The 10119-nt window shown below is 63.7% G+C and carries 8 protein-coding genes and 1 pseudogene; 7 read left to right on the forward strand and 2 right to left on the reverse strand.

Going from position 1 to position 10119, the window contains the following annotated elements; all coding sequences use genetic code 11:
• The coding region (locus ACILRA_RS13780; RefSeq protein ID WP_395662670.1) for an HPP family protein at window positions 1-892 on the forward strand (892 nt) is incomplete at its 5' end.
• Window positions 893-1522: 630 nt separating this feature from the next.
• Here the strand turns inward: ACILRA_RS13780 and cysN are convergent.
• Window positions 1523-3427 (reverse strand): sulfate adenylyltransferase subunit CysN, encoded by a 1905-nt coding sequence (gene cysN / locus ACILRA_RS13785; protein ID WP_395662671.1) that lies wholly within the window; start codon window positions 3425-3427, stop codon window positions 1523-1525.
• The gene (cysD, locus tag ACILRA_RS13790; protein ID WP_395662676.1) at window positions 3427-4389 is read right to left on the reverse strand and encodes a sulfate adenylyltransferase subunit CysD; all 963 of its coding nucleotides are present in this window, start codon (window positions 4387-4389) and stop codon (window positions 3427-3429) included. Before cysD ends, cysN begins: the two co-directional genes overlap by 1 nt.
• A 404-nt stretch (window positions 4390-4793) precedes the next feature.
• On the opposite strand from cysD, the gene ACILRA_RS13795 reads away from it, so the two are divergent.
• The 6 genes and pseudogenes from ACILRA_RS13795 to ACILRA_RS13820 form a co-directional block, all read left to right on the forward strand.
• Window positions 4794-5405 carry a helix-turn-helix domain-containing protein gene (locus ACILRA_RS13795; RefSeq protein ID WP_395662677.1) on the forward strand — a complete coding sequence of 204 codons (612 nt, stop codon included), beginning with the start codon at window positions 4794-4796 and terminating at the stop codon, window positions 5403-5405.
• A gap of 1 nt (window position 5406) precedes the next feature.
• On the forward strand, window positions 5407-6393 hold the full coding sequence (locus ACILRA_RS13800; RefSeq protein WP_395662672.1) for a ribonuclease: 987 nt from the start codon (window positions 5407-5409) through the stop codon (window positions 6391-6393).
• A gap of 100 nt (window positions 6394-6493) precedes the next feature.
• Entirely contained in the window at window positions 6494-7396 is a 903-nt protein-coding gene (locus tag ACILRA_RS13805) for a glutamine amidotransferase family protein (protein WP_395662673.1), read from the forward strand.
• 34 nt (window positions 7397-7430) lie between these two features.
• A complete protein-coding gene (locus ACILRA_RS13810; RefSeq protein WP_395662674.1) occupies window positions 7431-8114 on the forward strand; it encodes a protein GlxC in 684 nt (227 codons plus the stop codon).
• Between the two features lie 11 nt (window positions 8115-8125).
• Window positions 8126-9454: an FMN-binding glutamate synthase family protein gene (locus ACILRA_RS13815; RefSeq protein ID WP_395662675.1), complete on the forward strand. Its 1329-nt coding sequence runs from the start codon at window positions 8126-8128 to the stop codon at window positions 9452-9454.
• Between the two features lie 73 nt (window positions 9455-9527).
• Window positions 9528-10119: pseudogene (locus ACILRA_RS13820) on the forward strand (type III glutamate--ammonia ligase); the annotation flags it as partial.

Genomic DNA, 10119 nt, shown 5'->3' on the forward strand with positions numbered 1-10119 from the left:
AAGCCCGCTCGCACAACCCTGGTCGATCATCGGCGGCAACACCATCTCCGCATTGGTCGGCATCGCCGTGGCGCATCTGGTGCCGGACACGGCGATTGCCGCGGCACTCGCCGTGGCGCTGGCCATCCCGGTCATGTCGCTGCTGCGCTGCCTCCATCCGCCGGGCGGGGCGGCGTCGCTACTTGCCGTGCTGGGCGGGCCTGCCGCTGCGTCCTGGAGCTTCGGTTTCGCCTTCGTGCCCGTGGCACTCAATTCCATCCTGCTGGTGATCCTGGGGCTGATCTTTCACCGCGTCTTCGCGCATTCCTATCCACACAAGCCAAAGGTGGTGATGGCGGCAACCCACGGCACGCCGAACCTGCCGCCGCAGCTTCGCGTCGAACTCACCGAGGCGGATATCGATGCGGCCCTGGCGGAGGGGGGCGAGCCGCTGGACATTACACGGGCCGATCTTCTCCGCATCATGCGCCGTGCGGAGCTCTCCGCCCTTGAGCGCACAACGCGTGTGCCGCGCTGCGCGGAGATTATGTCCCGCGACGTGCTGCGCATCCGTGCGGACGCACCGTGGAGTGACGCCCATGCGCTGCTCTCCGCACATAACCTGCGCATCCTGCCAGTGGTCGATGATGAAAATGTCGTGGCCGGAATTGTCGAGCTGCGTGAGCCGGACCACGCGCTCACGTCCGTTTCCGGCATGATGGAAGATGCCGTAACTGCGCTGCCAGACGACAGCATGCTGCGCCTGATCGATCCGCTGAGCGACGGCCGCCACCACGGCGTACTCATCACCAACGGCACCGGCAGGCTGATGGGGCTGGTAACGCAGACCGACATGATCGTGGCACTGGCGAGACTCGCGGTGTCGGGTGCGGCGAGGCCACAGAAGATCTGAAACATTGCCTTCTCCCGCCGGCAGCGTGGGAGAAGGTGGCCGGCAGGCCGGATGAGGGTTTCTTTCAGCCGGTACGACTCGCGGACAGAGGCCCTCATCCCCCCTTCGGGGACCTTCTCCCATCGCGTTGCGACGGGAGAAGGGGACAATCATCAAAGACGCCTACTCCGCCGCGCAGAACATGGTGGCCCAGAGACCCAAAAGGCCGGGCTTTTTTGTTTGCGCGAGCGGCCTGCCCCGTTCCCTTCTCCCGCGCGGCAGCGTGGGAGAAGGTGGCCGACAGGCCGGATGAGGGTTTCTTTCAGCCGGTACGGCTCGCGGACAGAGGCCCTCATCCCCCCTTCGGGGACCTTCTCCCATCGCGTTGCGACGGGAGAAGGGGACAATCATCAAAGACGCCTACTCCGCCGCGCAGAACATGGTGGCCCAGAGGCCCAAAAGGCCGGGCTGCTTTGTTTGCGCGAGCTGTCTGCCCCGTTCCCTTCTCCCGCGCGGCAGCGTGGGAGAAGGTGGCCGGCAGGCCGGATGAGGGCTCTTTCAACCGGCACGACTCGCGGATAGAGGCCCTCATCCCCCCTTCGGGGACCTTCTCCCATCGCGTTGCGACGGGAGAAGGGAATCGAGCGTCTGCTACTTCGACAGCCGGCCCTTGCCCTTCAGGTACTGCACGATGATGTCGGCTGCACCTTCTGCCGTGACCTTCGCGGTATCGACGCGGATTTCCGGATTTTCCGGCGCTTCATAAGGTGATGAAATCCCCGTGAAGTGCTTGATCTCGCCGCGGCGGGCCTTGGCGTAGAGGCCCTTCACGTCACGCTTCTCGGCATCGGCCAATGCCGTGTCGACGTGGATTTCGATGAACTCGCCATCATCAAGCAGTTCGCGCGCCATCAGGCGTTCGGACTTGAAGGGCGAAATGAAGGACACGAGCACGATGAGGCCTGCGTCCACCATCAGCTTCGCCACCTCGCCGACGCGGCGGATGTTCTCCACGCGGTCTGCGTCGCTGAAGCCCAGGTCGCGATTCAGCCCGTGGCGCACATTGTCACCATCGAGCAGATAGGTCATGTGGCCCGCGGCATGGAGCTGCTTTTCGACGAGGTTGGCAATGGTCGACTTGCCCGCACCTGACAGCCCCGTGAACCACAGCACCGCGGGCTTTTGCCCAGCGATGGCAGCGCGCGCGGTCTTGTGCACGTCCACCGCCTGCCAATGGATGTTCGCCGCGCGCCGGAGCGCGAAGCGGATCAGGCCCATGCCGACGGTATTGTTGGAGAAGCGGTCGATGATGATGAAGGAACCGAGGTGGCGGTTCTCGACATAGGGCGCGAAGGCGATCGGACTGTCAAGTTCCAGGTTGCACACGCCGATCTCATTGAGCTGCAGCGTCTTCGCCGCCACATGCTCCATGGTGTTGACGTTCACCTTATGCTTCAGTTCCTCGAGCGTTCCGGGAACCGTCTTCGTCGACGACTTGAAGAGATAGGCTCGTCCCGGCAGCATCGGCTCGTCGCTCATCCACAGGATCTCGACCTGGAACTGGTCCGACACCTCGACCGGATCACTCGCCGCGCAGATCACGTCGCCGCGGCTGATGTCGATCTCGTCCTTCAGCGTGACGGTCAGCGATTGGCCCGCCACACCTGAGTCGAGGTCGCCGTCATAGCTGGCGACACGGTCGATGCTGGAGGTGCGCCCCGAGGGCAGCACCTTGATTGCATCGCCGGGCTTCACCGTGCCGGATACGATGGTGCCGGAGAAGCCGCGGAAATTCTGGTTCGGACGGTTCACCCACTGCACGGGCAGGCGGAAGCCCTTGTCCGCCAGATCGTCACCCACCGGCACGGTTTCGAGATGCGCCATCAGCGTGGGGCCGTGATACCACGGCATGTTGGTGGAGCGCGCGATCATGTTGTCGCCCATGAGGGCGGAAACGGGAATCACTGTGATGCCGTCGGCGCCGACAGACTTGGCAAAGGCGCGGTAGTCTTCCTCGATGCGGTTGAACACCTCCTGGTCGAAGCCCATCAGGTCCATCTTGTTCACTGCCACCACGAGGTGCTTGATGCCCAGCAGCGTGCAGATGAAGGTGTGGCGGCGCGTCTGGGTCAGCACACCCTTGCGGGCATCCATCAGGATGATGGCGAGGTCGGCGGTCGAAGCGCCTGTCGCCATGTTGCGCGTGTATTGCTCATGGCCTGGCGTATCGGCCACGATGAACTTGCGCTTGTCGGTGGTAAACGCGCGGTAGGCGACATCGATGGTGATGCCTTGTTCGCGCTCGGCGGCAAGCCCATCGACCAGCAGCGCGAAATCGAGATTACCGCCTTGCGTGCCCATCTTCTTGGAATCGGCCTCAAGGGCCGTGAGCTGGTCCTCGAACAGCATCTTGGCTTCGTAGAGAAGCCTTCCGATGAGCGTTGACTTGCCGTCATCGACCGAGCCGCAGGTGATGAAGCGGAGAAGGTCCTTCTGTTCCTGGGCCTGGAGATAGGCCTCGACGTCGCCGCCGGTGAACTCGATGAAACGTGTCATCAGAAATATCCTTCCTGCTTCTTCTTTTCCATGGAGGCGGAGGCATCCTTGTCGATGACGCGGCCCTGCCGTTCGGAAGACGTGGCGACCAGCATCTCTTCCACGATGTCGAGAAGCGAGGTCGCGTTGGATTCGATGGCGCCGGTGAGCGGATAGCAGCCCAGCGTGCGGAAGCGGATCTTGCGCATCTGCGGCGTCTCGCCCGGGTTCAGGCGCATGCGCTCGTCATCGACCATGATGAGTTGGCCATCGCGCTCCACCACCGGACGCTCGGCGGCGAAATACAGCGGCACGATCTCGATCGACTCGCGGTGGATGTATTGCCAGATGTCGAGCTCGGTCCAGTTCGACAGCGGGAAGACGCGGATCGATTCGCCCTTGTTCTTGCGCGCGTTGTAGAGGTCCCAGAGTTCCGGGCGCTGGTTCTTGGGATCCCAGCGGTGGCGACTGTCACGGAAGGAGAAGATGCGCTCCTTGGCGCGCGACTTTTCCTCGTCACGCCGGGCACCGCCGAAGGCCGCGTCGAAACCGTATTTGTCGAGCGCCTGTTTCAGGCCGTCGGTCTTCATGATCTGGGTGTGAAGGGCCGAGCCGTGGTCGAAGGGGTTGACGTTCTTCGCCACACCTTCCGGGTTCTTGTGGACGATCAACTCCCAGTCATATTTCTGCGCGGTTGCGGCGCGCATCGCGTACATGTCGCGGAACTTCCAGCCGGTATCGACGTGGAGCAGGGGGAAGGGCGGCTTCGAGGGATAGAAGGCCTTGATGGCGAGATGCAGCATCACGGCGGAATCCTTGCCGATCGAATAGAGCATCACCGGCTTTTCGCATTCGGCGGCCACTTCCCGGATGATGTGGATCGATTCGGCTTCGAGGCGCTCCAGATGGGTCAAGCCGCCGGCCGCTGCCGTAGGGGCACTGGCCTGCCGGGCAGGCCTTGCTGCTGACGATTGCTGTGCCATCCACGCCCGCACCTTGTCGACCGTCCGCGTCGAGGGGGAACGGCCCTTGCGGAGGTCGAAGACGAAGTTCGGGTCGCCCAATGCCTGTTTGCCGAGCGAGGTCGGCTCCAGCCCGGCGCCTTCCAGAAACCGCTCGATCTCCGATAGGAAGGATTGTGCGACCGTGTCCATGATAGGTTTTTACCTCTTCAATGTGCTCGATAATAGCATGTATCCTATTTTATAGTGCGCGAACAGGTGAATCAGAGGTAATTCATATGAAAATTTGTTAACTTGATAGGATTCGTCATATCTTCAACCTTTGGGCGCTGCCTTGAGGTCCTCGTGCAACGGGTATAGAGTTTTGTGAGGAGTGAAGAGAATTGGACAAGGGTAACCCACGCAAGCCGTCCCAGCCCCCCGGCCTGCCGTTCCAGGATCCCCATGGCCATGGCGAGGTTCAGGGCAAGCTTCTGGAGCAGGCCATCGGCCGGGAGGTAAAGGGTTTCCGGGAGAAGCTGGGCTTGACCATTGCCGAACTCGCCAAGGCGGCTGACATGTCGGCCGGCATGCTGTCCAAGATCGAGAACGGCGCCACCTCGCCCTCCCTCGCCTCGTTGCAGGCCCTCGGGCGCGCACTGCAGGTGCCTGTGACGGCGCTCTTCAAGGGGTTTGAGGAAATCCGTGACGCAACCTTTGTGAAGGCCGGCCAGGGGCTTACCATCGAGCGGCGCGGTACCCGCGCAGGACACCAGTACCAGCTCCTCGGCCACAGCCCGCATGGCCCCGTGATGGTGGAGCCCTACCTCATCACCCTGACGCACCAATCAGACGTGTTCCCCACATTCCAGCATGCCGGCCTCGAATTCCTCTATATGCTGGAGGGCAATGTCGTTTACCGCCACGGCGACAAGACCTATGACATGCACCCGGGCGATGCGCTGTTCTTCGATGCTGATGCGCCGCATGGTCCGGAAGAGCTGCGCAAGCTGCCGATCCGCTATCTCTCCGTCATCAGTTACCGCCGTGAGGACTAGCATGGTCTCGATCCGGCGCAGTCTCGGCGCGCTCATGCTGCTCGCTTGCGGCAGCTTTTCCGCCGCGGCCGAAATGCCCGCCGAAGGAGCGTTCATCGCGAGCGCGGCCTGCCCGGCGCTGCAGTCGATCCGCAAGGAGACGAACCCCGGCGAGGTGATGACGGAGCCCGGCGCAAGCTATGCTGTTCTCGCGCGGAACCAGAAGAAGCCTACACATTTCCGGATCGATATGCCCGAGGCCGATCCGCCGGAAAGGTGGGTGGAGGCCCGCTGCGGCCGTCTGGAGCCCTCCGGGGCGCCCCGCAAGGATGCGGCCAAGCAGGCCGGCGCCGGACCCGCCTATGTGCTGGCGATCAGCTGGCAGCCTGCCTTCTGCGAAGGCAGTTCGCGCAAGCGCGAGTGCCGATCACAGACCGGGTCGCGCTTCGATGCCACGCATTTCACGCTTCACGGGCTGTGGCCCCAGCCCGGCACCAACATCTACTGCGGGGTCAGTGAGGCGGAGCGGCAGGCTGCCACGGATGGCCGCTGGGGCGACCTTCCCCGCCTGGCGCTGCCGCTCGCAACCCAGCGCGCCCTGGATGAAGCCATGCCCGGCCGCCAATCCTTCCTCGACCGCTATGAGTGGGTGAAGCATGGCACCTGCTACCCCGTACGCGAGCCTGCGGCCTATTACCGCGATTCCCTGTGGCTTCTGGCGGCGATCAACGCGTCTCCCGTCAGGGACCTGCTTGCCAGCAATATCGGCCGCGAGGTTACCGCGTCCGAGATTCGCGCGCAGTTTGACAAGGCCTTCGGGCCCGGGGCTGGCGAGCGGGTTCGCGTGGCCTGCCGGGACGACGGCCGCCGCCGCCTGATCGCCGAGCTTACCATCGGCTTCAGGGGCGATCTCTCCGGCGGAACCCCGGTGGCCGATCTGATCCTCGCCTCCGGCCCGACCGACATGGGCTGTCCCGCCGGGACCGTGGACCCAGTCGGCCTGCAGTGACCCCCCCAATTCATCGCATGAAAAATTAGTTCCTCATAGTTGAAGGCCATTCCGGAGGCTGATATGATCACCGGGAAACACCCCGGAAGAGGACCAGCCCATGTGCGGCATTGTCGGACTTTACCTTAAGAACCCCAAGCTGCAGCCGCAGCTCGGCGCGATGTTCAAGCCCATGATCATCGAGATGACCAACCGCGGGCCGGATTCGGCCGGCGTCGCGATCTACCGCAACCCGGTGAAGGACAACGAGATCAAGTTCTCGCTGGCTCATGACGATGCCTCCTATGATTGGAAGCACGTCGATGCGGGCCTCGAGGAGGCACTCAAGTGCGATGCGCGGATCGAGCAGATCGGCAACCATTGCATTCTCGTCACCACGGCGAAGGAAGACGACGTCATCCAGTGGCTGAAGAAGAACGCCCCGGCGGTGCGCGTCGTGGGTTCCGGCCACACGATCGAGATCTTCAAGGAGACGGGCCTTCCCGAGAACGTCTACAGCAAGTTCGATCTCTCCAAGGCGGCCGGCACCCACATCATCGGCCACACCCGCATGGCGACCGAGAGCGCGGTGACGACCGCGGGCTCCCATCCCTTCGCCACCGGGGCCGATCTCTGCCTCGTGCACAATGGCTCGCTGTCGAACCACAACCGCCTGCGCGAAAACCTGCGCCGCGAGGGCATGGAGTTCCAGACCGAGAACGATACGGAAGTGGCCGCCGCCTACATGACCTGGAAGCTCAGGAGCGGCGCCAGCCTGAAGGAAGCGCTGCAGGACGGGCTGAAGGATCTCGATGGCTTCTACACCTTCCTCGTCGGCACGGCGGGCGGCTTCGCCGTGGTGCGCGACCCCATCGCCTGCAAGCACGCGGTGATGGCGGAGACGGATGACTGGGTCGCCATGGCCACCGAATACCGCGCCATCGCGCATCTGCCCGGCGCGGATGACGCGAAGATCTGGGAGCCCGAGCCCTCAACGATCTACACCTGGGGCGGCAACGCCTGATCACCACCACGCTCTAGCAGGGACGGATAATCGCATGAACGAACTCGATCTCAAGGCCGTGGGTGTCACGGCCATCAACCAGACGCTCTACAAGGTTCCCAAGGACTCGAACGAGCGCCACTGGATGATCAGGAACCCGATGGGCCAGCACGCCATCGCCTGCGGGCTCGACGGCCCGCTCGCCGTCGACATCATGGGCCATGTCGGCTTCTATTGCGGCGGCATGAACAAGGAGGCCGAGATCACCATTCACGGCCATGCCGGCGTGGGCCTCGCCGAAAACATGATGTCGGGTGTCGTCTGGGTGAAGGGCAATGCGTCTGAATCCGCTGGCGCCACGGCCAATGGCGGCCTGCTGGTCATCGAGGGCGATGCCTCTTCGCGCTGCGGCATTTCGATGAAGGGCGTGGACATCGTCGTGGGCGGCTCGGTGGGCCACATGTCGGCCTTCATGGCGCAGCGCGGCAACCTTGTGGTCTGCGGCGATGCGGGCGAGGCGCTGGGCGATTCGATCTACGAGGCGCGCCTCTATGTGAAGGGCCGGGCCGACAATCTGGGTGCTGATTGCATCGAGAAGGACATGCGCGCTGAGCATCTCGAAGACCTCGCGAAGCTTCTCGAGCGCGCCAAGATGAAGCATCGCCCGCAGGATTTCCGCCGCTACGGTTCGGCCCGCAAGCTTTACAACTTCAACGTCGACCACGCCGACGCTTATTGAGGCATTCCCCCATGGACATGAACACTCCCCGCACGCCCCCGCGCAAGTCAGCGACCTTCGATGACTATACGCTGGCTGAAATCCGCCGCGCCGCGACGACCGGCATCTATGACATCCGCGGTGCGGGCGCCAAGCGCAAGCTGCCGCATTTTGACGACCTGCTGTTCCTTGGCGCCTCGATCTCGCGCTACCCGCTGGAAGGCTACCGCGAGAAGTGCGGCACCGATGTTGTGCTCGGCACGCGCTTCGCCAAGAAGCCCCTCGAACTCAAGATCCCCATCACCATCGCCGGCATGAGCTTCGGCTCGCTCTCGGCCCAGGCCAAGGAAGCCCTGGGCCGCGGCGCCTCGATGGCGGGCACCTCGACGACCACGGGCGACGGCGGCATGACTCCGGAAGAGCGCGGCCAGTCCAAGCATCTCGTCTACCAGTATCTCCCCTCGCGCTACGGCATGAACCCGGATGATCTCCGCAAGGCGGATGCGATCGAGGTGGTTGTGGGCCAGGGCGCCAAGCCCGGTGGCGGCGGCATGCTGCTGGGCCAGAAGATTTCGGACCGTGTCGCGCAGATGCGCTGCCTGCCCAAGGGCATCGACCAGCGCTCCGCCTGCCGCCATCCTGACTGGACGGGGCCTGACGATCTCGAGATCAAGATCCACGAACTCCGTGAGATCACCATGTGGGAAAAGCCGATCTACGTGAAGGTCGGCGGTACAAGGCCTTACTATGACGTGGCCCTTGCGGTGAAGGCCGGGGCCGATGTCGTGGTGCTGGATGGCATGCAGGGCGGCACGGCGGCAACGCAGGAGGTCTTCATCGAGCATGTCGGCATCCCGACGCTCGCCTGCATCCGCCCCGCGGTGAAGGCGCTGCAGGATCTGGGCATGCATCGCAAGGTGCAGCTCATCGTCTCGGGCGGCATCCGCTCAGGCGCTGACGTCGCCAAGGCGCTGGCGCTGGGAGCGGATGCGGTGGCGATCGGCTCTGCAGCCCTCGTGGCGCTGGGCGACAATGACCCGCACCTCGAGGAGGAATACAAGGCGCTGGGTACTACGGCTGGCGCCTATGACGACTGGCACGAAGGCCGCGACCCCGCGGGCATCACCACCCAGGACCCGGTGCTGGCCGCCAGGCTCGACCCCGTGAAGGCTGGCCGCCGGCTTTCGAACTACCTGAAAGTGATGACGCTCGAAGCCCAGACCGTGGCGCGTGCCTGCGGCAAGAGCCATCTCCATAACCTCGAGCCGGAAGATCTCTGTGCGCTGACGGTCGAATCGGCCGCCATGGCGCAGGTGCCCCTGGCCGGAACGGGCTGGATTCCCGGCCGCGGCGGATATTAAGATCACAGGCAATCACCCTCCGGCCTTCGCGGCCGGAGGGAAAAAATCAAAAATCTCGGGAGAGAGACAAACAATGAGCGAACTTGCCTCCTACGCCAAGAAGAACGGCATCAAATTCTTCCTGTTCAACTTCACGGATCTTTTCGGCGTGCAGCGCGCCAAGCTGGTTCCGGCGGAGGCCGCCGCCAAGATGCAGAAGGCGGGTGCGGGCTTTGCGGGCTTCGCCACCTGGCTCGACCAGACCCCGGCCCATCCCGACATTCTGGTGATGCCCGATACCAACGCCATCATTCCGCTGCCGTGGCGGCCCGAAGTGGCCTGGGTGGCGGGCGAACCGTGGATGAATGGCGAGCCGCTGGCCCAGGCGCCGCGCGTTGTGCTGCGCAAGCTCACCGAACACTACGCCAAGAAGAACATGAAGCTGATGGCCGGTGTCGAGCCTGAGTTCCACCTCATCAACGCCGATGGCTCTGCCGTCTCCGACCACCGTGACACGGCGGAGAAGCCCTGTTACGACCAGGCCGCCATCATGCGCCGACTCGATGTCATCGCCGAGATCTGCTCCACCATGACCAGCCTCGGCTGGGGCCCCTACCAGAACGACCATGAGGATGCGAACGGCCAGTTCGAGATCAACTGGAACTTCGCCGATGCGCTGACAACGG

The organism is Aestuariivirga sp., from assembly GCF_044239095.1.
GTDB lineage: Bacteria > Pseudomonadota > Alphaproteobacteria > Rhizobiales > Aestuariivirgaceae > Aestuariivirga.

Bases quoted from the DNA above. Each gene is read 5' to 3' on its own strand.
- cysN (WP_395662671.1), bottom strand. From the start codon at position 3,427: ATGACACGTTTCATCGAGTTCACCGGCGGCGACGTCGAGGCCTATCTC.
- cysD (WP_395662676.1), bottom strand. From the start codon at position 4,389: ATGGCACAGCAATCGTCAGCAGCAAGGCCTGCCCGGCAGGCCAGTGCC.
- ACILRA_RS13800 (WP_395662672.1), top strand. From the start codon at position 5,407: ATGGTCTCGATCCGGCGCAGTCTCGGCGCGCTCATGCTGCTCGCTTGC.
- ACILRA_RS13805 (WP_395662673.1), top strand. From the start codon at position 6,494: ATGTGCGGCATTGTCGGACTTTACCTTAAGAACCCCAAGCTGCAGCCG.
- ACILRA_RS13810 (WP_395662674.1), top strand. From the start codon at position 7,431: ATGAACGAACTCGATCTCAAGGCCGTGGGTGTCACGGCCATCAACCAG.
- ACILRA_RS13815 (WP_395662675.1), top strand. From the start codon at position 8,126: ATGGACATGAACACTCCCCGCACGCCCCCGCGCAAGTCAGCGACCTTC.